This is a genomic window from Sorangium sp. So ce1153, assembly GCF_051521595.1.
In the GTDB taxonomy this organism is placed as follows: Bacteria; Myxococcota_A; Polyangia; order Polyangiales; family Polyangiaceae; genus Sorangium.
The window spans coordinates 9,367,988-9,390,927 of the sequence record NZ_CP150361.1; the positions used below are offsets into that span (position 1 = coordinate 9,367,988).

Genomic DNA, 22,940 nt, shown 5'->3' on the forward strand with positions numbered 1-22,940 from the left:
TCAGCCGGTTACCGCACGATAAGAAATTTCGCCTTGGACTGCGCGCCAAGGAGCCGGACAACCGTCTATCCGGTACGTGTTTTGCATTGAGTCTTGCAGTTCTACGCGCTCTCGGAGAAAGCCAGGCCATGAAAACAGTCCAGCAACACATTGTGAGCCATCAGGCGCGCTTCAGCGACCACCCGTTCTTTGCCCGTCTCGAGGCGGACCCGCCCCTCGAGCACCTCGCCCCGTTCCCGCTCTGCTTGACGTTCTTTGTGATGACCTTCCAGGAGATCCTGCGCATCTGCGACGAGCGGGTGACGGACCCGGAGTTCAAGCGCATGGTGCACTGCCACCGCCTGGAGGATGCGGGGCACGACCGCTGGTTCCTCGGCGACCTTGCGGCGCTCGGCGTCGAGGTCCCCACGGCGGCGCAGCTGTTCGGCCGGCCTCATCACGCCGCGCGCCAGGCGAGCTTCGCGCTGATGGCGGAGGCGTTCAACGCGCGCCACGACGCCAGCCAGCTCACGCTGCTCCTGACGCTCGAGTCGGCGGGGCACGTCTTCTTCGAGCGCTTCGCGCGTTACCTGGAGCGCATCGGCGAGCAGCGCCCCCTGCGTTACTTCTCTCAGACGCACCTCGACGTCGAGAAGGCGCACGACGTCTTCGAGGACTGCACGGACGCTCGTATCGAGTCCATCGTCCTCGCCCCGGAGGTGGAGGCAGAGGCGCTGCCGCTCGTCGACCGGTGCTACCGCGAGCTTCAGGGGATGTTCGACAGGTTCGAGGCGCTGATCGAGGAGAGCGCGAGGCGCCGCGCGCCTGCTTCGTCGAGGCGTGGGTCGGCGAGGGAAGCCGGGGTTCACTCGGTGAGAGCGCCTGCCCTTCAGCCGTTCGCGCGCCGCGCCTCTCGCGACGATGGGGCTGACCCGCGGTGACCGCGGCGCGGTCGCACCATCACCTGTCGTGAGGACCGCGTCTTCCCTCTCCCGTCTCCCCCTCTTCCTTCTCCCGTCTCCCGTCCTACGTCTTCCATCTCCGTGCGCGTGCGCGCTCTCGTTGACCGGGATCGAGCCGGGCGAGCGCGCGCACGCGCACGCGCACGCGCACGCGCACGCACACGCACACGCCGGACGAGGACGAGGACGAGGACGAGGACGAGGACGAGGACGGGAGACGCGAGACAGGAAGACGGCTGAGGTGTCTTCTCCTGGCGTCCTGGCGGATCCACCCCTTCCCGTCCGAGGACCGATCCAGATCCGCTGACGCCCGCCGCGCCGGAGCCGCGGACCGCTGACGCCGGAAGGCGCGAGGTCCGCGGCGCGCTTTATTGCCTTTACTTACTGCGCGGAGGTGGGATTGACGATGATCTCGACGCGCCTGTTGTTGGCTCGGCCTTCGGCGCTCGAGTTGTCCGCCACCGGGCGGTCCGGCCCGTGGCCGACGGTCGTGATCTTGTCCGCGGGCAACCCCGTGCTGATGAGGTGGGTCTTCACGGCGTCGGCGCGATCGAGCGAGAGCTTGCGGTTCGCCTGGGCAGAGCCGGTGGAGTCGGTGTGCCCCTCGATCCGCAAGGGCGGCGAGCCCTGGTCCTTCAGCGTCGTCGCGACCTGGTTGAGCTTCTCCTTCGCGATCGGCAGGAGCTCGGACTTGCCCGACGCGAAGAGCACGGCGCCGGAGAGCGTGATGACCACGCCGCGCTTCTCCTCCTTCACCGCCGCGATCTCCTTGAGGCTGGCGAGCGCCGCGTTCGCTACCCGCTCGGCCTCGCGCCGCGCCGCCTCGGCCTCCTGGCGCGCCTTCTCGGCCTCGCTGCGCGCCTTCTCGGCCTCGGTGCGCCCGCTCTCGGCCTGGGCGCGCGCCTGTCGCTCCCGCTCGATCTGCTGCTGGCCGCTCTGGAGCGCGTCCTTCGCGCTGGCGAGCTGCTGCTGCGAGAGCTCCTTGAAGTTCTGCTCGGCCTCGGCCTTGTCGCGCTGCGCCTGCTGCAGCTCCGCGGCCGCCTCGGCCTCGCGCGCCTTGCGCTCGGCGATGTACGCGAGATCGCGCGTCTGCTGGGCCTCGGGGTCCTCGTTGAAGGCCCCCTCGGCGCGGGAGAGCGCCTGCTTCGCCGTGTCGAGCTGGGCGGGCGCGAGGTTCGCCGCCGGGCCCTCGGCCGCGCGCGTGTAGCTCGAGCGGGCGTCGACGAGCTCCTTCGGCGGGAGCGCCGCGCTGCACCCCGACGCCGCGTACAGCGCGGCGCACAGCGCGAGAGACCGGCTCGGCAAGGACAGGTTCTTCATTCCAGAAGACATCACCTTCACCTCTCGCTTCACTTGACCCCCGCCTGCTCCAGCTGCTCGACCTGCTTCAGCGCCTCCTGCGCCTGGGCCTCCGTCGAGCGCGCCTTCGCGATCGCCAGCGCGAGCTCGGCGTCCGCCTCGGCGCGCTGGAGGAGGCGCGTGGCGGACTCGTTGTCCTCGGCCTCTATCAGCTTCTTGGCCTTCTCGAGCTGCTCGCGGGCGAGCTTCAGGTGGAGGGTGGCCTGCGGGTCGGTCTCGGCGCCCACCTCGTCGGCCGCGCGGATGGCGGCCTGGGACGCGGCGAGCTGGTCGTTCGGCGGAGGCACGCTGCCGCCGCATCCGACAGCGGCGAGACCGAGCAATGCAGCGAGCACCGCGGCCGGGCTCGCGAGACGGCGTATGGCTGGCTTGTTGTTCGGGCTTCGGTTCACCTGGCCCTTGTACAACACCTGAGGTCGTCAAGAAATCAGGAAACCCCTGCCTTTCATGGCGATTATCTCCGTAGCGCGCGCGCTGGCGCGCTCGCGGCAACGCGCCGTCGCGGTGCGCCACGCTCGATCTACGCCCTGCGCCCTATGCCGCGCGCCCCACGCCGCGCGCCCCACGCCGCGCGCCCCACGCCCGGCGTCGGCGCAGCGGGCGCGCGGCGCCGGAGCTCGGGCTAATCGACGCGCATCGAGCTCGCGCGGACGATCCGGATCCGCGCGTCGCGCGCGTCGGGCTGGTTGACCGCGCGCGCGAAATCGGGCGCCGCGGGGGAGGCCACCTCGACGACGGACGCGGTGCTGCCGATGCGGATCGCGCCGATCTGCCGGCTCGACACGCCGCCGCGGCGGCACACGAGGGCGAGCAGGCGCCGGGGGTCGGCGCCGTGGCGCTCCCCCCAGTTGACCTGGAAGGGCACGAACGGGAGGCGCGGGGCGTGCTCCGCGGCGCCGTGACGAGCGGGGTCGCCGCCGCGATGAGCGGGCTCGCCGCCGCGATGAGCCGCACCGCCGCGCTGGGCGACGTCGCCCCGATGAGCCGCACCGCCGTGGTGGGCAGGGTCGCCGCGGTAAGCCGCACCGCCGCGGTGGGCGTCGCCGCGGTGAACGACGTCGCCGCGATACCCTCCGCCGCCGCGGCGAGCGGCGTCGCCACGGTGAAGAACAGCGTCGCCGCGGTGCATGGCCGAGCGGTCGCGCGACGGCTCGGACCGGGGCGGCGCGACGGCGGTGACAGGCTGCGGCGCGCAGGGGCCGGTGTGCTTCGCCCGCGCGAGGAGGGCCGCGACGAGCTCGGTCGCATCCATGTCCGCGAGGAGGCGCTCGGCGAGCGCCTTGAGCCGCGGCTCGGGGGCCGGGCCCGACGCGTCGCGCGCGCGACCCGTGCCCACATCGCCACCGGCACCGCCGCCTCCGGCCGCGCCGGCGCCGACCGCAACCGCGCCGGCCGCGCCGTCGCCGACCGCAACCGCGCCGGCGCCGACCGCAACCGCGCCGGCCGCGCCGTCGCTGACCGCGCTGGTCCCGCCGGCCGCTCCGTCTCCGGCCGCGCCGTCTCCAACCGCGCCGTCCCCGACCGCGCTGGCCCGGCCGGCGGCGCCCGCGTCGTGCCGGCGGGCGGCGGCGAGCTCGGCCGCCAGTCGCTCGTCGGCGGCGCGCAGCACGTCGTCGGGCGACGGGACCGGCCGGAACGTGGCCTCGACGCGCGCGCGCCGGAGCAGCCGCAGCGCGTGCTCGCGCGCGAAAGGCGCGACGAGCAGCACGCTCGTCCCCTTGCGGCCGGCCCGCCCGGTGCGGCCGCTCCGGTGCGTGAAGATCTCGGGATCGCCCGGGGGATCGGCGTGGATGACGCGCCCTACCTCGGGCACGTCGATGCCGCGCGCGGCCACGTCGGTCGCGACGAGGGTGGTGATCGCGCCGGAGCGAAACGCGTCGAGCGTGCGCGTGCGCTCGCGCTGCTCGAGATCGCCGCTCAGGGCGCCCGCGGGCAGGCCGAGGGCGCTGAGCTTGTCGGCGAGCTCGGCCGCGCCCTCGCGCGTGCGCACGAAGACGAGCGTGCGCTCGCCGGGCGCGAGGAGCAGGAGGTTCACGATCGCCGCGTCGCGCTCCGCCGGCAGCACGAGGTGGGCGACGTGCGCGATGTCGACGTTGGCCGCGCCGGGGCGCGTCCCCTCGACGCTCACGGCGTCCCGCTGGAAGCGATCGGCGAGCGCGCGGACGTCGCGCGAGAAGGTGGCCGAGACGAGGTGGGTCTGGCGGTCCTCGGGCATCCTGCCCGCGATCGCCTCGAGCTCCTCGCGGAAGCCGAGGTCGAGCATCTGATCCGCCTCGTCGAGCACGAGGGCGAGGACGCCGCGCGGATCGATCGTCCCGCGCTCCAGGTGGTCGAGCAGGCGGCCGGGCGTCCCGGCGATGACCAGCGGGTCGCGCCGCAGCGAGCGCGCCTCGGCGCCGAAGCTCGTGCCGCCGGTGACGCACGCGACCCGCGCGCCGAGGGGCGAGAGGAGCCAGCTGAGCTCGGCGGCGATCTGCGCGGCGAGCTCGCGCGTCGGGGCGATGATCACCGCGGCCGGGGCCGCCGTCGCTCGGGGCGCGGCGTCGGGCGCGGCCGCGGGGGCGCGCTCGGCGAGGGCGCGCTCGAGGCGGGGTGCGAGGGCGAGGCCGATGGCCACGGTCTTTCCCGAGCCGGTCTGCGACGAGACGCGGAGATCTCGGCCGGCGAGATCGGGAGCGAGGACGGCCTGTTGAACGGGCGTGAGGGAGGTGAAGCCGCGGCGGGCGAGCGCGCCCGCGAGCGGCGCGGGCAAGGCGTCGAGCATTGAGTCTGGATTCATGAAAGCCGCGCAACCTAGCAGAAGCTGGACGGCTGTCGCGACCAATCGCACGCCGATCGCTCACCGCGGCGGAGACGCGCGCGGTTCGGCGTTCGGCGTTCGGCGTTCGGCGCTCGCTTTACAGTTCCAGTTCCGGCGCCCAGCGCTCGGCTTCCGGGCTCAGCACCGGGTGTTCGCCGCGCGCCGCGGCTGGCCCTACCGTGGGTGCAGGGCCAGCGGGGCGCGCCGTGCGGTCACGCGACCGCACGGCGCTCCACGTCATCCACACCATCCACGCCAGCGGCGGGTCACTGGCCGGACTTGGTGCCCTTCTCGTCGAGCCAGGACACGACCCACGCCAGCGGGCCGTTCCAGTTGATCGTGATCTCGTTGACCGACCACGCCCCGATGTCGTCGATAAAGCACTTCTGCGGCGCGCAGGCGGCGTCGACCTGCTCCATGGCCACCGGATCCTGCCGCGCGGTGTTGGGCCCGCCGGAGACCGCGCCGGGCGGAGCGGACGGGAACGACTCGTCCAGCTGGTGAGCCCAGAAGCGATGGTGCGGGTTCATCAGCGGGTTCTCGCCGTAGCCGGAGACATACGACTTGTCCATCGCGTTGCGCCCGAGGATGTAGTCCGCGCCCGACGCCACGCCGTCGAGGTACTTCTGCTCCCCGCTGAAGTCGTGGGCCAGCGCCAGGACGATCATGTTGTTGAGCACGAAGGAGTTGGAGCCCCAGGGATACCCGTTTGCGTCCGCCTTGAAGGGGACCCGGTACCCTTCCTCGCCGATGACCGCGAGGTACTTGTCGGCGATGGCGACCAGCTTGGCCCGGGCCGCCTCGCGCTCCGCCGCCGAGTGCTGGGCATCGACCACGGCGAGCGAGATGGCGCCCAGCCCGTCGACCTGTCCCCACGTCATGGCGCTGAACGTGCCGCTCTCGCCGAGGAGCTCGGCGGTGTAGGGCGACCCCGCGACCTCGGTCTTGTACGCGGCCTCGCCCGTGGTGATGAAGAGCTCGGCCGCCGCCCAGTAGAACTCGTCGCTCAGCTCGCCGTCGCCGTAGGCGCCGCCGCCCACGACCGCGCTCTCGTCCGGGATGACGGCCGGGTTCGCCTTCGCCGCGGTCCAGGCCCGCGTCGCGGCCTCGAGGCACTCCGCGGAGAACGCGGCGTCGATGTCGCGCCAGATGCGCGCGGCCTGGGCCGCCGTGGCCGCCAGGTTGAGCGTCGCCGCCGTGCTGACCGGGCGCAGATAACGCGGCTGCGGGTCCTCGGCCGGAGGCATCGGCAGGCCGGTCCACTCCAGGTCATGGACCTTGTGGTGCACCATGCCCGCGTTGTCCTCGCCTTCCGGCACCTGCATCTTGAGCATGAACTCGACCTCCCACCGGGCCTCGTCGAGGAGGTCGGGGGCGCCGTTCGCGTTCTCGGGGATCTTCATCTTGCCGTCGCCGAAGTCGCCCACCGTGGACCCGAGCGCGGCGAGGCGCTCGTACTGGTTCAGCAGCGTCCACGCGGAGATACCGCCGTTGACCACGTACTTGCCGTGATCGCCGGCGTCGTACCAGCCGCCGGTGACGTCGAGCGTGTACGTGCAACCGAGGTCCTCGCCGCAAGGCGCCTGATCGGGCAGGTGCCCCGCCGCGCGCGCGTGAGCTTCCCCGACGTACTCCGCCAGGATCTCGATGCCCGAGCGGTTGTGATAGAAGTAGGCGAGCGCGTCGTACTTCAGCTGAGAGTAGATGTTCGGGCCCACGTCGAACGGATGGCTGGTCACCTCCCCGACGCGCAGCTTGTAGCCCTCGCCGGCCGTGGCGAAGTCGCTGAAGTCGATGGTGTGTACGTGCTCGCCAGAGGTCGCGTCGTCGCCCACGACATGGGTCGCCCCGCTGGCGACCACCGCGCCGGCGGCGTCGACGAGCTCCCACGCGTGCGGCTTGTCCGCCGCGGCGACGACCGTCGCCACCTTCGCGGCGTTCGGCAGATACCCGACCTGGTTGACGCGGATCAGCTCGCTGCCCGACGGCGGCACCGTCTCGACCGCCTCGTCACCGCCCGCGCCGCCCGACCCGCCCGACCCGCCGGCGCCGCCCGCGCCGCCCGACGCGCCCGCGCCGCCGTCGCCGCTGGACGCGCCCGACCCGCTCGTGTCGCCAGGGTCGTCGTCACCGCAACCAACCGCGGTGAGGCCTCCCACGAGCGCCAGGAGAAGCGAGCCGCCCAGCGACAGCCATGAACGCTTCCAAGCAGCCGACCTTGAAGCAGAAAGCATAATGAATATCTCCAGATGAAGTTGAAAGTTGAGCAGAAAGAACAATACGCACGGAACCTTACGACCGCGCCACCATCGATGGATCCCGTGTAATTGTCAAGCGCAGATGTGCCTCCCGGACGCGGTCCAATCAGGCGACTTCGTCAATCCGAGGTCACGCGTCGCGGCACGCTCGCGGTCACGCATCGCGCCATCGACGGTGTACCGCGATCCGATCACCAACAGTGGAATTTTACAGGCAACTTCGTGAGGGTGATCACCGTCTCTGCGGCGCGCCGCCGACCTCTGCCTGTTCCTTGCGTGTTCCCTGCGCGCTCGCCGACGGGCCGAGGCGGGCGGCCGCGTCCGCGGGGATCTGCGGGGAAGCGAGCGCGCGCCGTCGTCAGTAGTGCCAGGGAAAGCGCGTGAAGTCCGGGCGACGCTTCTCCAGGAAAGCGTCTCGGCCCTCTCTCGCCTCCTCCGTGCCATAGGCGAGCCGCGTCGCCTCGCCGGCGAAGAGCTGCTGTCCCACCAGCCCCTCGTCAGGCAGGTTGAAACCGTACTTCAGCATCCGCATCGCGGTCGGGCTCTTCGAGTTGATGATCGCGCCCCACCGCAGCGCCTCCTCCTCGAGCTCGGCGTGGGGGACGACGGCGTTGACCATCCCCATCGCCGCCGCCTGCTCTGCGGTGTAGTCGAGCCCCAGAAAGAAGATCTCCCGCGCCTTCTTCTGCCCGACCTGCCGCGCGAGCAGCGCCGAGCCATAGCCGCTGTCGAAGCTCGCCACGTCCGGGTCCGTCTGCTTGAACATCGCGTGCTCGCGGCTCGCGAGGGTCATGTCGCAGACGACGTGGAGGCTGTGGCCGCCGCCGGCCGCCCAGCCGGGCACCACGGCGATGACCACCTTGGGCATGAACCGGATGAGCCGCTGCACCTCGAGGATATGGAGCCGGCCGAGCCGCGCCGGATCGGCCTGACCGGCGCTCTCGCCCTCGTACTTGTAACCGTCCTTGCCGCGGATGCGCTGATCCCCTCCGGAGCAGAACGCCCAGCCGCCGTCCTTGGGAGAAGGCCCGTTGCCGGTGATCAGCACACAACCCACGTCGGCGGTCGTGCGCGCGTGCTCCAGCGCCGTGTACAGCTCATCGACGGTGCGGGGGCGAAACGCGTTGCGCACCTCAGGCCGGTTGAACGCGATGCGCACGGTGCCCTGATCCACGGCGCGGTGGTAGGTGAGATCCTCGAACGAGAACCCTTCGACCTCACGCCAGCGCTCCGGGTTGAAAATCGCAGAGACGGTCATGGTCCACTCCTTGTAAGCGCGGACCCTACCCGCCTCATCGTGAGCTGGCAACCTCGTCGTCCCGACAAGGGGGCCCGGCAAGGGGCATACGCATACCCTGGCTCCAGCGGCTGCTTCAGGTCGCCGGCCTGGGAGTCTCCGGACGCCGCTGCGGAGACGCCCGATGCTCTTGACATGAAAGCCGATCTCGTGGACAAGCAAGCTTCGACGCACCGGGGGCTCGACCTCGCTTTGGCCGCGCGCACCCGCGCGCTCCAGCCAGACAGCGCGGGAGACGCTCACCCTGCGTCCGAGCTGGGGGTTCGCTGAAGGCGGGCGGCCGCGACAGGGAGCACGCGCCGCCCGCACAGGGGAGTACATGGGCTCGAGCCACGACAAGCTGTTCCAGGTATCGGCAGGACTCCTGGCCACCGCGGACGCGCGCGGTCACTTCCATGATCTGAACCCCGCCTGGGAGCGGACCCTCGGCTGGTCGCTCGACGAGCTCAGGGGCAAGCCGTTCATCGATTTCGTCCATCCGGCCGACCGCGAGGCCACGCTCGCCGAGACGGCCGGGCTCTTGCGGGGTCAAACGATCGCCCGGTTCGACAACCGCTACAGGTGCAAGGACGGCTCGTACCGGTGGCTCGGCTGGGCCGCGAGCGTGGACATGGACGAAGCCCCCGAGCAGCGCCTCATCTACGCCATGGCGATCGACGTGACGAGCGACCGGGAGCGGGCCGAGCAGCTCGCGCGCGTGACGCAGCTCGCGGCGGTCTACGAGAAGCTGTTCCGGGTCTCGGTCGGTCTCCTCGTGACCCTGGACGCAGAGGGGTACTTCCGGCACGCCAACCCGGCCTGGGAGCGGACCCTCGGCTGGTCCCCCGCGGAGATGACCGCGAGGCCGTTCATCGATTTCGTCCACCCCGACGACCGCGAGGCGACGCTCGCCGAGGCCACCGCCCTGTTCCAGGGCAAGACGACCATCCGGTTCGATAACCGCTACGCGTGCAAGGACGGCTCGTACAAGTGGCTCGCGTGGACCGCGCACATGGACGCGGACGACGATCCAGCGAACCGCCTCGTCTACGGCACCGCCCACGACGTCACGTCCTACAAGGACCTGCTCGACGAGCTGGAGCGGACGCTCGCGCGGCTCCGCGACACGATGCAGGCGATGTCGACGCCGCTCATGCCGATCACCGATCGCATCGTGGTCATGCCGCTCATCGGTCAGATGGACTCGGAGCGGATCGGCCAGGTGATGTCGGTCGCGCTCGCGGGGGTCCAGTCCACCCAGGTCGAGATCGTCATCCTCGACGTCACGGGGCTCAAGGAGATCGACACGAAGGTCGCCTCCGCGCTCGTGGACACGGCGAAGGCGCTGCAGCTGCTCGGCGCAAGGACCATCCTGACCGGCATCCGGCCGGCGGTGGCGCAGACGCTCGTCGGCCTCGGGCTCGACCTGGCGGGCATCCTCACGAAGAGCACCCTCCAGAGCGCCATCGCCTTCGCGCTGCAAAGCGGCCAGATCGCGGCCCGGGCCGCCGCCCTGTGACGCCCGGCGAGGACGGCCTGTAACGACCCTGTAACGACCGCCACGACCGCCACGACGGCTCGTGGCGACGGCCCATGGCGCCGGCCCGCGACGGCGGCCGGCGCCGCGCCCGCGGCGGCGAGCCCCCAGCGGCGCGCCGACGTCGTGCGCGGCCGATGCACGCGCCCGGGCGGCTGGTGTATAGGGCGGCGTGGTACGTGCTCGTGTCCCTGGAGGTCGCATGGCGCTCGGCAAAGGTCCGGTCGCAGGAGCCTGCTGCGCAGCCATCGTGGTGCTCGCCGCCGCGCCGGCCTGCTCGACCAAGGTGCGGAGGTTCGATGACGCCGGCGCCGGAGGCGCCGTGGTCGCCTCGGCGGCGAGCGCCGGCGAGGGCGGCGCGGCCGGGGGAGGCGGCGGGCGCCCCTGCGATCCCGGCAGCCAGGAGGACTGTTACAGCGGGCCGCCCGGCACGCTGAGCCGGGGAGCCTGTCACGGCGGCGTGCGGACGTGCGACGAGGCGGGGAACGGCTTCGGCCCGTGCGCGGGAGAGGTGGTGCCGGCGCCCGACCGCTGCGACACCGCCGAGGACGAGGACTGCGACGGCGAGGTCAACGAGGGGTGCGCGTACGCCCGGTGCCGGGACATCCCTCCGGGCCTGCCGAGCGATGTTTACCGGCTCGATCTGGACGGGGCCGGCCCCGAGCCGGCGTTCCCCGTGTACTGCGATCTGGAGACGGACGGCGGCGGGTGGGCGCTGCTCTACAACAGCGTCGGCTCGGAGGGAGGGACGACCCTGCAGTTCTGGGACATCCCTTACGCCGAGCGGCTCGGGACCAGGGGAGAGCCGGCGCTCGGGCAGAACTTCTACCGGGGCTCACTCTACTTCGTCGGCCGGGAGTACCGCGACGACATCGAGGATCTCGAGGGGACCGTGAAGGAGGTCATGCGCGCGACCGCCGAGGGCATCGACTCCGCGACAATGAAGCTCCTCCGCCCCACGCACGTCACCGGGGACGCCAATATCTATTTCGCGCACTTCCTCTCTGGCTGGTCGTCACGGGACCACGACGGCGACACGGACCCGGACGGCAACTGCGCGATCGAGTACCAGAACGTCGCGCAGCACTACGCGCAATGCTGGGAATACAACCTCGGCGCGGACGCGGACGAGCCGACCGACGACGGTGGCTGGGGTCCCCACCTCGGGACGCACATCACGGAGCGGATCGGACTCGCCAGCGACGAGACGCGCTATACGCGCGTGAGGCGAATCTCTCGCTGGACGCGGTGGTGAGCCGGGCAGCGGGCGCACCTCCGCGGATTTCGTGACATTTCTCGGGCGCCCAGGGTATGCTCGCCCGGCCATGCGCTTCTATGCACTGATATTGCTCATGCTCTTCGCGGGCCTCGGTCTGGCGAGCTGCTGGAACAGCGGCGCCTGCGTCGAGGGAGACGCGTGCGAGTGCTTCAACGGAGACGAGTGTTACCTCGGCTGCGACGGCGACAACTGCGACCAGCGCTGTTTCCAGATGGATCGCTGCGGCGCCGTCTGCGAGCACGGGTGCTCGTTCGAGTGCTTCGACGTCAACGAGTGCTCGGCCTCGTGCGGGGACGACTGCGATCTCGACTGCCATAACACGGCGGCGTGCGGGGCCATCTGCGACCGCAACTGCCGGTACGAGTGCCACGACACGAGCCGGTGCGGCGTCGTCGTCGGGTCGAGCAGCGTCGTGACCTGCCGGAACGTGGGGACCTGCGAGGTCGACTGCCAGGGCTCGTGCCAGGTGTTCTGCGAGAACGTGAGCGGCGAGTGCCGCGTCACCTGCCTCGACGGCGGCGCGGCCGTCATGTGCCCGGACGGCTCGCGCGCCTGCGGTGGATGCTGAGGAGACCGAGACCATGCAGATAGCGATGACATCGCAGCTTCGCGCGCCGCGCCTGCTGGCCGCCGCGCTCTCGTTCGTGGCGCTGACGCTCGGGTGGGCCGAGGTCGGCGAGGCGCAGATGACGATCAAGCGCCCCGGCGACCGGCCCGACTACAAGGTCGAGCTGGAGCCGCACCTCCTCATCGCGCCGTTCGAGCCGCTCGGCCCCGGCGTCGGCACGGGCATCGGCGCCGGGTTCCGCGCCACGATCGACATCGCCCCGAGCGGCTTCATCAAGAAGCTCAACGACTCGGTCGGCATCGGCTTCGGCCTCGACGCCGTCCATTACGGAGGCAACGGAAACTACCGCGGCGACTGCACGCACTTCGTGAACGGGCCTGCGGGCACGCGCATCTGCGACGAGGTCGACACGTACGGGGACGCGTCGAACTACCTTTTCGGCTCGGTCGTGATGCAGTGGAACTTCTGGCTTCACCGGCGGTGGTCCGTCTTCGGCGAGCCGGGGCTCTCGCTCTATCTCGGCGACGTGGACCGCCGCGTGCTGCCCGGGGTCTCGCCGGTCGTACACGTCGGAGGGCGCTTCCACTTCACGGAGAACGTCACGCTGACGATGCGACTCGGATATCCCGCGTTCTCGCTGGGCGTATCGTTCCTCCTGTGAGCTGCGCCGCCCCGCGGCGCGCGCTCTCGCGCGGGAGGCGCCGCGCCGGTTCCCCGGGGCGCCGGCTGACCTGATATCCTGCGCCGCATGCCGGAGACGCCGGGATCCGAGGAGACGCTGGGCTCGGCCTACATCGAGGACCTCACGGGTGCGAAGGTCGCAGCGCCGGCCGCGACCGCGCTCGAGGAGCTCTCGAGCTCGGCGCTCGCCGAGGACGTCGAGGCGGCCGAGGCCGCGGCCGCGGCCGCGGGCGGCGACGCGCTGGTCGGGAGCCTGATCTCGGGGCGCTACCGCGTCCACGAGCTCATCGGCGAGGGGGGGATGGGCGCCGTGTACCGCGGCGAGCAGGTGCACCTCCGCAAGCAGGTGGCGATCAAGCTGCTCAGGCCGCTCGCTCGGCGCATGCCGGAGCTCGTGACGCGGTTCGAGCGCGAGGCGGTCGCGGGCGCGCACATCCGGCACCCCAACGTCGTCGCGGCCATCGACTTCGGTCAGCTGGACGACGCGTCGTTCTTTCTGATCCTCGAGTACGTCGAGGGCACCCCGCTCAAGGAGGTGATCGGCAAGGGGCGGCTCTTGCCCGCGCGGGCGCTCCGCGTGGCGCGCCAGATCGCGTCGGCGCTCGCGGCCACGCACGAGAAGGGCATCGTCCACCGCGACGTGAAGCCCCAGAACATCCTGCTCGACGCGCACGACCAGGTGAGGCTCATCGATTTCGGGCTCGCGAAGGTGAATGTCGATCTCCTGTCGAGCCAGATCCGCAAGACGTCGAGCCCGAGCCCCGCCCTCACCAGCGCCGGCGAGGTCTTCGGCACGCTCGCGTACCTCGCGCCCGAAGCGCTGCGCGGGATGGACGCGGTGGACGCGCGCGCGGATCTCTACGCGCTCGGGCTCGTGCTCTACGAGATGCTCACCGGACAGCACCCGTTCGACGCGAAGAACGTGGTGGAGCGGCTCAAGCAACAGAACGCGTCGGGGCCGCCTCCCCTCCGCGTACGCGCTCCGGATCTGGAGGTGCCCCACGAGGTCGAGCAGGTCGTGAAGCGGCTCATGGAGCACGACGCGTCGTTCCGCTACCAGACGGCGAACGACGCGATCGCGGCGCTCGACGACGCGCTCGCGGCCGTCGCGCGCGCGGCGGCCGCGGCGGCGGCAGCGGCAGCAGCCGCCGCCGTGGCGCCGGCCGCGGCCGCCGGGAGCGCCGCGATCACCGGAGCGGCCGGGAGCGCCGCGGCCGCCGCGATCACCGGAGCGGCCGGGAGCGCCGCGGCTGCCGGGATGGCCGGGCACGCCGCGCCGGCCGGGCAGGAAGCGCCCAGGGGGCCGTCGCCGCCCCGCTGGTCGGGGCCGCGGGCGACCCTGCTCGCGCACGCGCACCGCCGGCCCAGGCCATCGACCCGCTGGGCGGCCCTCGCGGCGGCGCTGGCGGCCGTGGCGACGCTCGCGATCGGCGGCGCGCTCTGGCTCGCCCTCCGGCGCCCCGAGGCGACCGCGGTGGCGCCCGCGGCGGTCCCCGTGGAAGCGCCGCCCGCGCCGGCAGCGCCGCCCCCGGCCCCGGCGGAGAGCGCGCCGCCCGAGGACGACCCCAGCGGCGCCGGGGCGCTGCGCGGGCAGCTGAGCCGCGCCGTGTCGACGAGGAACTGGGTGCTCGGGGCGCGGACGATGCTGGCCCTCGCGGAGGCCGACCCGGAGATGGTCCTGAGCAGGGGCCTGCGCGAGGAGGTCCTCTCCACCGTGGCGGGCATCGCCTTCGAGGAGGACAACCCGGCGGCGGACCAGGTCTTCGACCTGCTCACGAACAAGCTCGGCAGCGGGGGGCTGGACGTGCTGCTCGACCTCGTGCGCGCGCGCGGGGGCACGAAGGCGGCCCGGCGCGCCAGCGAGATCCTGGCGCGGCCCGCGGTGATGGCGCGCGCGACCCCCGCGCTGCGCGTCACCTTCGCGTTCCGCCGGGCCTCGTGCGGCGGCAAGCGGGCCCTCTTCAGCCGCGCCGCGGCCGAGGGCGACGAGCGCACGCTCTTCGAGCTCCAGGTGCTGCACGGCGCGCGGTGCAGGCGCACCGATCCGTGCTGCTTCCGCGACGACAAGGCGATCGCGGAGGCGATTCAACAGCTGAAGGCGCGCCTCGGGACGTAGCCAGCCGCGCGGCGCTCACGCCTCGGGCTCCGGCAGGCTCCCCGCGCGCCGGCGCCGGTCAGAGCAGGCCGCAACTGCCGTAGAGCGGGAGGAGATCGCTGTCGCGTAGTTCGGTCCGGATCGTCTCGGTGTAGGAAGGCCCGAGCAGCGGCCCGACCAGCGGCCCGACCAGCGGGAGCGTGTGGCAGGTCGAGTCGCCGGCGGCGTCCCGCGTGCAGACGAGGTCGCAGAGCCCGAGGAAGGCGACGCCGCACGTCGGCACGTGGCCACAGAGGCGCTTCAGGGGGAGCAGGTTGATATCGAGCGGGCAGCTCGACGAGAGGGACGAGAGCGCCGCCGAGAGGCCGGCGTCGATGCAGGCGTACCCGGCGACGGGCCCGGGAAGAAAGGCATTGCCGTACATCGTGGCGTCCTCCACGACGAAGTCCGCGAACCGCTCCTCGTCCGGGCTGAACTCGAGGGCGGCGTGCCTGCCCTCCAGGAGGATATCCACATGCTCGCCGGAGCCGTTCAGGTGCTGAAAGATACACGCCGACACCCAGCGCTGCTCCGACGTGTTGAGTGGACGCCCGGTCCAGTCCGGCGCGAATCCAAAGGCACCATGATACTCATCGCCGTTCGGAGCGCGGACGACCTGCTCGCCGGACAGCGCGCAGCGCACCGTATAGTCGAGCACGCTCTTTCCGCCGGCCGTCGCGAGCAGCGGCGTCGCGACCAGGCCGCCAGCGGCGCCCGCCAGCGCAGCGCCGCCGAGCGCCTGGAACGCGGCGCGGTTCGCGGGCGCCCAGAAGTCTCCGGGATTCAGGCCGTTCGCGCCGATGGGCACCACGGTGCGCCGCATCGGCAGCTCCGCCGTCTCGACCGGCTCAGCGTCCGGGGCAGCGACGCACCCCGCCGTGAACACACCAGCGCCAACGAGACCAACAGCGACGGATCGAATCGACAGCATCAAGCTCTCCTTACAAGGTGGCCGTGACGCCGGGCGCAACCCGATACTCTCGGCCTTCCTTAAAGCAACAGTATTTCACCTTCCGGAAAGTCGCGCAATGCTGAAAAACTGTACATAAGCTTTGTACGGGACTACGGACTTGCCCGAACGGGACGGAACATACCCTGTCGAATCACGGCGACAGGGTCGGGTGAACGTCCGGAGTCCGCGACGCTCCGTCCAGCGCCCGCTCGAGCTCGGCAAAACGGGACAGCCACATGGGGCTGTCCCCGCGGCGCTCGCGCGCGCTCGCGAGCGCTTCACCGGCTTCGGTGGTGTGCCCGCGACGAAGCGCCATGCGAGCTCGCCAGTAAAGGAACAGCAGCGTGACCTCGACGAAGGGCTGGTCTTTCGCGAGCTGAACCGCCTCGCTCCACGAGAGAGAAGAGGAGCTGGCCGGCCGGACCCCGACCTCGGAGAGCACGAGCCTGAGCAAGGTGTAGTCGGGAATGTCGCCAGGTCCGAGGGCGCAGGATCGCTCGATCCAGAGGACGAGCTGATCCGCCTGATCGTACTCGTCGAGCGCGAGGTGAATCTGCCCGATCAGGATCGCCGTCTGGGGCATCGGCCGCTCCGAGGACTGCTCCTCCAGCCACCGGGCGCGCCGGGCGAGGGCGAGCGCCTCGCGCTGCCTGTCGCTCCAGTGAAGGAGCACGGCGACGTTGTACGACGCCATCTTCTCCAGCGATGGATTGCCGATCTCGCGGGCGAGATCGACGGCGCGGCGCAGGTCGTCGACGGCGCCCGGCAGAGACCACCTCCAGGCCCACATCGCGATGCGATTGATGTACGCCGCGCAGAGGTGAAATCCATCGCCGGCCGCCGTGAGGAGGGCAATCAGGTCCCTGAAGACGGACTCAGCCTCCTCGCGGCGACCTGCAGACGAGAGCTGGAACGACAGCATGAGCAGGGCAAGGACGCGGGCGTCGTAGTCCCCCAACGCCGCGGCGCGCTCGGCGCACGCAGCGAGCTCTGCGATCGACTCGTCGAGCCGCCCCCGCCGCCACAGGCTCCGCCCCTCGGCGACCCGGAGGCGCAGCGAGAGCTCGGGCGAGCGCTGCGCCTCGACGAGCGGCCGCGCCTCCCCCACCCGCCGCGCCGACTCCTCGAACTCGAAGGCCCAGTCGAGCGCGGTCGCGTCCTCGAGCAGGAGGCTCGCCTCGAGGCGCGCGTCGCCGAGCGCGCCGGCCAGCGCGAGCGCCTCGCCGAAGTCGCCGCGCGCCTCCTGGATGCGGCACATGCGGTACCGGCTCCTGCCGCGGCCCGCGAGCGCGCGCACGCGCCGGGCCGCGTCGCCCGGGTCGGCGACGTGGAGCGCGGCGTCGTAGCGCTGGTCCGCCTCGACCGCGTCGTGCCGCGCGGACGCGAGGTCGCCGAGCGCGAGGTAGGCGTCGGCGGCCTCGGCGCGCTCGCCGCAGGCGGCGGCGTGGCGCGCCAGGGCGCGGAGCCCGCCGGTCGAGCCGGCCGCCACCTGCGCCCGCCAGTACGCGAGGGCGCTCCGGTGGATCTCGGCGCGGTGCGCCGGATCGAGCATCTCGTAGACGGCCTCCTGGAGGACCGCGTTCTGGAACGCGTGCCACTCCTCGACCCGGCCGCGGCCGGCGCTGTCGCGCAGCAGGATGCGCCGCTCGACGAGCGCCGAGAGCCCGAAGCCGGCGTCGACCATGGGCCCGGCGCCGCCCGCGCGATCGAGGCCGTCGAGCACCGCCTCGAGCTCGGCGCGATCGAACGACATGCCGAGCGCCGAGCAGACCCGGGCGCACGCCGCGAGCTCCGGCGGCAGGTCGTCGAGCTGCCGCGCCGCGAGCCACTGCCACGCCGGCACCGGCGGCAGCGCCTCGACCTCCGTGGTCGCGACGTAGAAGCCGCCGCCGGCGCGCCGGCGCACGACGCCCGCGTGCTTGAGCGAGCGGACGAGCTGCCGCAGGCAATCCGGGTTGCCCCCCGCCCAGTCGGCCAGCCGGCGGAGGGTCTCGGCCGGCGGGTACTCCGCCGGCAAGAGCAAGCGCGACGCGAGATCCATCGCCGCCGCCTCCGCGAGCGGGGCGAGCGTCACGCGGGTGTGGCGCTGGTTGCGCTGGCCCCAGCTCGGGCGGGCCTGATCGAAGCGAGGGCCGCCGGCCACGACGACCCAGAGGAGGACGCCCTCGCCGTCGAGCGTGGCGTACTCCAGGGCGTCGAGCAGCACGTCGTCCGCCTGGTCGGCGTCGTCGAGGATCACGGCGAAGGGGCCGCGGCGCGCGCGGCCGCGGAGCGCCTCGGCGAGCGCCAGCATCAGGCCGTGGCGGGCCGCGCCGGAGGGCCGCCCTCCCCTGGCGCTGGCCCAGCCGAGCGCCGCCGCGACCACCTCCCAGGTGGCGCTCCCGAGGGGCTCGCCGAGCCGCTCCACGCAGAAGCCCCGCGGGTCCTCGGGGACGTCCTCGGGGGCGTCGAGCGCGACGCGCAGGACGGCGCGCACCGCCTGCGCGGCGCCGCCGTGGATGGGGTGGAGCGCGCGCGCCGCCACGACGCGCACGTCGGGGAGCGGCACCCCGGCGATGCAGGCGGCCTCCGCCGTGAGGCGCGTCTTGCCCAGGCCGGCGTCGCCGACGAGCGTGAACAGGCCGGGGCACACGCCGTCGAAGGCGTCGGTGGCGCTGCCCGCGAGCGCCGAGAGCACGTCGTCACGCCCGAGCAGCGGCGGCTCCCCGAGGCTCTCCGGCGCGTCGGGCGGCGTGGGGGCGAGCTCGGCGTCGGGGAGCGCGCGCTCGAACTCCCCGGTCATGGCGAGGCCGCACCAGGGCTCGGCCGGCAGCCACGTCTCGGGGCGCTCGACCGGGGTGCCGTAGACCGCGTGGAGCCCGCCGGCGACCCGGCGCAGGCGCACGCTGGCGAGGTGCAGCGCCACGCGCGCGCCGCCGCTCTGCGCGAGGTCGCGCGCCGCGGCGAGCGCGGCGCGGGCCGGGTCGTCGACGTCCCTCGCGGAGAACACGGCGACGCAGCGCTGCCCTCGCTGCCGCGCGATGAACCCCCGGCGGCTGCCGACCGCCGCGATCACCGGCCCCGCCCCCGTCTCCGCGAAGAGCAGCGCGACCGGCTGGCGCCCCTCGGCGGCGGCGGTCGCGACGCCGTCCGCTTGCGCCGACGACGGCGACGGGCGCGGCGTGGACCGCGGCGCGGAGGGGGGCGGGATGGTGTCGGCGCGGGGGCGCGCGCGCAGCGCGTGCAGGGTGCGCCGGAGCGCGGCAGCGCTGCCGGGGCGGCGGTCCGGATCCTTGGCGAGGCAGGCGAGCGTGAGCTCCTCGAGGCCCTCGGGGACCTCGGCGAGATCGCTCGGGCGCGGCGGGCGCAGGGCCAGGTGGCCGTGCCCGACGGCGTTCTCGTCCCCGAGGAACGGCGGGCGCAGCGTGAGCAGCTCGAACAGGATCACGCCGAACGCGTAGATGTCCGCGCGCGCGTCGATCCGCGCGGCGTCGGCGCGGAGCTGCTCCGGGGCCATGTACTCCGGCGTCCCCACGACGTCGCCGGCGCGCGTCGCGGCGGCGGACGCCGACGCCGGCGCGGCGGGCTCGCCGTCCGTGGGGGCGAGCTTCGCCAGGCCGAGATCGAGCAGCACCGCGCGGCCGCTCGAGCCCAGCAGGAAGAGGTTGTCCGGCTTGAGGTCGCGGTGGACGACGCCGCGCGCGTGCGCCGCCTCGAGCACGGCGAGGATCGCGTCCGCGCGCTCGGCGGCGCGCTCCGGATCGAGCGGGGCGCGCAGCCCCGCGAGCTCTTCGGCCAGCGTCTGGCCGAAGAGCCGCTCCATCGCGAGGTACGGCCGGCCGCCGGGGAGCTCGTCGCAGGCATACAGCTGCGCGACGTGCGGGACGCCCACGCGCTCGAGGAGCGCGGCCTCCCGCCGGAACCGCTCGCGGACGCTCCGCGTCGCCTGCCGCGCCACCTTGATGGCGGCCGGCGCGCCGTCGTGGTCGCGCTGGGCGGCCCAGACGTCGGAGAACCCGCCCCGGCCGAGCGGACCGAGCAGGGTGAAGCCGCCGACGGCGGGCGCCGCGCGCTCCACGACCTCATGCTCCCCCGGCGGCGGCACGAAGCCGTCTCTGACGCACGGCGCGCCCTCGATGAGCCGGCCGTGACATACGGCGCAACGGTGCATGGTTTCGCTACGGCTACACGCGCCCGATGCTCGCGTTGGACATCGGCTTACGCCTACAGTATCGCGCGAACTCGACGGCTGTCATGTATGAAGAACGATCCTCGAGACGATGAACCGCCCGCGGTCGCACCCTCGACGGAAGCGCCCGTCGCGGACGAGCCGCCGCTCGGCATCGCGCCGACATGGGACCAGCGCACGCTCGACACGCGCGATCGGGAGGCTGATGGTCCGGGCGTCCCGATCGCCGTGGCGATGCGGGCCGGCGAGTACCTGCTCGACGGCGTCATCGCCGAGGGCGGATTCGGCGTCGTCTACCGCGCGGTGCACGCGACGAGCGGGGCGCCCGCGGCGGTCAAGGTCATGCATGCCGAGCTGATCTCGCGCGCCGACGTGGTGCTCCGCTTCCAGCGCGAGGTGGACGCGATCGGGCGGATCAAGCACCCGAGCGTGGTCGAGATCCTCGACGTCGGGCGGCTCGACGACGGGCGGCCCTACTACGCGATGGAGCTGCTGCAGGGCAGGAGCCTGGAGCAGCACCTGTTCTCGCGGGGCCGGCTCCCGGCGGACGAGGCGCTCGCGATCCTCGAGCCGCTCTGCAATGCGCTGGCCGCGGCCCACTCGGTCGGGATCATCCACCGGGACGTGAAGCCCTCGAACGTGATCCTGTGCGAGCAGGACGGGGGCTTCAGGGTCGTGCTGCTCGATTTCGGCATCGCGAAGCTGCTCGACACGACGGATCTCTCGCTCACGTCGTCGCGGCACGTCGTGGGGACCCCGGCGTTCATGTCGCCCGAGCAGCTCCTCAACCGGCCGGTCGACATGCGGACCGACGTCTACGCGCTCGGCGCGCTGCTCTACACGATGATCGCGGGGACCATGCCGTTCTCGGCGAGCGCGTACCCCGTGCTGCGCCACCTGCACCTGCACCAGGCGCCGCCCCGCCCGAGCCTGCACGCGCCGGTCGACCCGGCCTTCGACGACATCGTCGTGCGGGCGATGAGCAAGGACCCGGCGGGCCGCCACCCGGACGTCACCGTGTTCCTCGACGAAGTCCGGGCCGCCACGGCGCGGGTCATGCGCGCCGACGCGAAGGAAGGGGGCCGCATCCGGCGGCTCGCGATCGGGCTGCTCGTCGAGGTCCTCGCCGAGGCCCGCGCGCTCGAGGCCCCCACCGACTCGTTCCTGACCGACTTCGAGGCCGTGCTGCCGCAGGCGATGACCGATCTCGCGGCCGCGGGGTTCTCGGCGCTCGCGGTCACGAGCACGAGCGTGCTGCTCTCCGCGGACTGGCCGCGGGACGAGCGCGGCGGCGAGGAGGCGCGCCGCCGCGCGATCGGGGCCGCGATCTCGCTCTACGATCGGCTCGACGGGCCCGGCCAGCGCGACCGGAGGGTCGGCATCCGCTTCTGCCTGCACGCCGGCGAGGTGGTGGTCACCGAGGACGGCTCGGTGGTGGGCGGGAACATCATCGAGCTCTCGTCGTGCCTCCCGGAGACGGCGGCTCCCGGCGTCTATGCGTCGCCGGCCTTCCTCGAAGGCCTCGGCTTCGCCTCCCACCGGGCCTCGGGGGCCGCGGGCGCCGCGATCCCGATGCGCCGCGTGGTCGCCCGACCGCCGGCCGGCGGCGAGGCGCCAGCGTAGGGCTGGGTCCGTGGCGTGCGCGCCGACGCGGGCGCGCGACGCGCTGGCCGGGGTGGAGGGCTCACGCGCGTCCCGCGCGGCGGGACGCGCGGGCGGGCGCGTGGGAGACGCGTGGGATCAGCGGGCGGGCTTGACGAACTTGAGGGTCATGCGGTCGCTCTCGCCGATGGCGGCGTAGCGCGCGCGGTCCTTGTCGCCGAGCCGGAAGTTCGGCGGCAGCGTCCAGACCCCCTCCGGGTAGTCCTTCGTGTCCTTCGGATTGGCGTTCACCTCGGACTTGGCGCCGAGCTTGAAGCCGGCCGACTCGACCTTCTGGATCACCCACGCTTCCGGGAGATATCCCTGCTTCGCGCTCTCATCGGGGTTCGCGTCGGGCTTGGCGCGGTGCTGCTCGATGCCGAAGACGCCGCCGGGCTTGAGCGCCTTGAACGCCTCCGCGACGTAGACGTCGAATTTGCCGTTCCGGTGCCAGTTGTGCGCCTCGCGAGCGGCGATCACGAGATCGACCTTGCCTTCGAGCCCGAGCTTCGGGTTGTCGCGGTCGATCAGGGCGACGTCGACCTTGCCGAACAGCTCGGGCGACTTCTCGAGCAGGCGCTTCACCCGCTTGCCGTAGAGGGTGTTGCGCGAGTCCGCGGGGCCGTTCGGGTCGAAGGACGTGATGATGAGCTTGCCCTTCTTCGCGAGCACCGGCGCGAGGAGCTCGGTGTACCAGCCCTCCCCCGCCCCGAGCTCGAGCACGGTGCTCGTCGGCTTGAGGCCGAAGAACTCCAGGGTCTCGACCGGGTGCCGGGCGGCGTCCCGCTCGGCGTTGCCCGGGGCGCGGTACTTCCCCTTGAGCGCCGCGCGCAGCGCCGCGCCCGCGCTCGGGTAATTGGCCGCGACGAGCGCCTTCACCTCTGCCTTGAGCGCGTCGTCGAAGCGCGCCGCCTCCTGGTCGGCCTTGGCCTCCATGGCCTTCGTGTCCTCGGCGAGCTTGGCGAGCTCCGCCTTCTTCTTCTCCTCCTGCGGGTCGGCCTTGGGCGGGGGCGCCGCCTCCGGCTGCGCGGCCGCTGCGGGCGCCTCGGGCGGAGGCTGCGCGGGAGCAGCCGGCGCGGGCGGCGGACCGCTCTCGACGGGCGGAGGGTTCCCACCACAGGCGGCGAGCGCGCCGGCGAGGACGAACAGGAAGGTCCTTGACGTGATGTGCATGCACGGCGGCGTAGACTGGAGCGACGACGGCCGCAAGCGTCCACGGCGCTCGCGGCGGCGCGAGGACGGCTGTCGGTCCCGGCGCCCCGGTGCGGAGCGTTCACAGCGCAGGGTCGCCATCCAGAGTCGGTGGGGAGGTGACGGGAGCGACGGGAAAACGACGGGAAATCCCC

General features: G+C 72.7%; 15 protein-coding genes. 7 read left to right on the forward strand and 8 right to left on the reverse strand.

What is annotated here, in order from left to right; translation table 11 throughout:
• The first annotated feature begins 128 nt into the window (after positions 1-128).
• Complete coding sequence (locus tag WME85_RS33655; RefSeq protein ID WP_437827201.1) at positions 129-920, forward strand: hypothetical protein; 792 nt, start codon at positions 129-131, stop codon at positions 918-920.
• Positions 921-1,322: 402 nt separating this feature from the next.
• Here the strand turns inward: WME85_RS33655 and WME85_RS33660 are convergent, their stop codons facing one another.
• From WME85_RS33660 to WME85_RS33680, 5 genes are all read right to left on the reverse strand, one after another.
• The gene (locus WME85_RS33660; protein ID WP_437827202.1) at positions 1,323-2,273 is read right to left on the reverse strand and encodes an OmpA family protein; all 951 of its coding nucleotides are present in this window, start codon (positions 2,271-2,273) and stop codon (positions 1,323-1,325) included.
• Positions 2,274-2,290: 17 nt separating this feature from the next.
• Positions 2,291-2,692, reverse strand: coding sequence for a DUF4398 domain-containing protein (locus tag WME85_RS33665; protein ID WP_437827203.1), 402 nt, complete (start codon positions 2,690-2,692; stop codon positions 2,291-2,293).
• Between the two features lie 230 nt (positions 2,693-2,922).
• Positions 2,923-5,079 carry a DEAD/DEAH box helicase gene (locus WME85_RS33670; protein WP_437827204.1) on the reverse strand — a complete coding sequence of 719 codons (2,157 nt, stop codon included), beginning with the start codon at positions 5,077-5,079 and terminating at the stop codon, positions 2,923-2,925.
• Positions 5,080-5,366: 287 nt separating this feature from the next.
• Positions 5,367-7,259: a glycoside hydrolase family 9 protein gene (locus WME85_RS33675; protein ID WP_437827205.1), complete on the reverse strand. Its 1,893-nt coding sequence runs from the start codon at positions 7,257-7,259 to the stop codon at positions 5,367-5,369.
• A gap of 457 nt (positions 7,260-7,716) precedes the next feature.
• The gene (locus WME85_RS33680; RefSeq protein WP_437752446.1) at positions 7,717-8,616 is read right to left on the reverse strand and encodes a 1,4-dihydroxy-2-naphthoyl-CoA synthase; all 900 of its coding nucleotides are present in this window, start codon (positions 8,614-8,616) and stop codon (positions 7,717-7,719) included.
• A 358-nt stretch (positions 8,617-8,974) separates the two neighbouring features.
• Here WME85_RS33680 and WME85_RS33685 point away from each other — a divergent pair, with 358 nt between their 5' ends.
• From WME85_RS33685 to WME85_RS33705, 5 genes are all read left to right on the forward strand, one after another.
• Positions 8,975-10,153, forward strand: coding sequence for a PAS domain S-box protein (locus WME85_RS33685; RefSeq protein ID WP_437827206.1), 1,179 nt, complete (start codon positions 8,975-8,977; stop codon positions 10,151-10,153).
• 220 nt (positions 10,154-10,373) lie between these two features.
• Positions 10,374-11,426: a fibrinogen-like YCDxxxxGGGW domain-containing protein gene (locus WME85_RS33690; RefSeq protein ID WP_437827207.1), complete on the forward strand. Its 1,053-nt coding sequence runs from the start codon at positions 10,374-10,376 to the stop codon at positions 11,424-11,426.
• 70 nt (positions 11,427-11,496) lie between these two features.
• Positions 11,497-12,018 carry a hypothetical protein gene (locus WME85_RS33695; protein WP_437827208.1) on the forward strand — a complete coding sequence of 174 codons (522 nt, stop codon included), beginning with the start codon at positions 11,497-11,499 and terminating at the stop codon, positions 12,016-12,018.
• Between the two features lie 25 nt (positions 12,019-12,043).
• A complete protein-coding gene (locus tag WME85_RS33700; protein WP_437827209.1) occupies positions 12,044-12,679 on the forward strand; it encodes a hypothetical protein in 636 nt (211 codons plus the stop codon).
• Between the two features lie 87 nt (positions 12,680-12,766).
• Positions 12,767-14,815, forward strand: a complete 2,049-nt coding sequence (locus WME85_RS33705; RefSeq protein WP_437827210.1) for a protein kinase domain-containing protein — start codon at positions 12,767-12,769, stop codon at positions 14,813-14,815.
• A gap of 58 nt (positions 14,816-14,873) precedes the next feature.
• On the opposite strand, the gene WME85_RS33710 is transcribed toward WME85_RS33705, so the two are convergent.
• Positions 14,874-15,764 (reverse strand): hypothetical protein, encoded by an 891-nt coding sequence (locus WME85_RS33710; protein ID WP_437827211.1) that lies wholly within the window; start codon positions 15,762-15,764, stop codon positions 14,874-14,876.
• Positions 15,765-15,936: 172 nt separating this feature from the next.
• Entirely contained in the window at positions 15,937-19,935 is a 3,999-nt protein-coding gene (locus tag WME85_RS33715) for a protein kinase domain-containing protein (protein WP_437827212.1), read from the reverse strand.
• 87 nt (positions 19,936-20,022) lie between these two features.
• Here WME85_RS33715 and WME85_RS33720 point away from each other — a divergent pair, with 87 nt between their 5' ends.
• Positions 20,023-21,576 carry a serine/threonine-protein kinase gene (locus tag WME85_RS33720; RefSeq protein WP_437827213.1) on the forward strand — a complete coding sequence of 518 codons (1,554 nt, stop codon included), beginning with the start codon at positions 20,023-20,025 and terminating at the stop codon, positions 21,574-21,576.
• 117 nt (positions 21,577-21,693) lie between these two features.
• On the opposite strand, the gene WME85_RS33725 is transcribed toward WME85_RS33720, so the two are convergent.
• On the reverse strand, positions 21,694-22,767 hold the full coding sequence (locus WME85_RS33725) for a class I SAM-dependent methyltransferase (protein ID WP_437827214.1): 1,074 nt from the start codon (positions 22,765-22,767) through the stop codon (positions 21,694-21,696).
• Between the last annotated feature and the right edge of the window lie 173 nt (positions 22,768-22,940).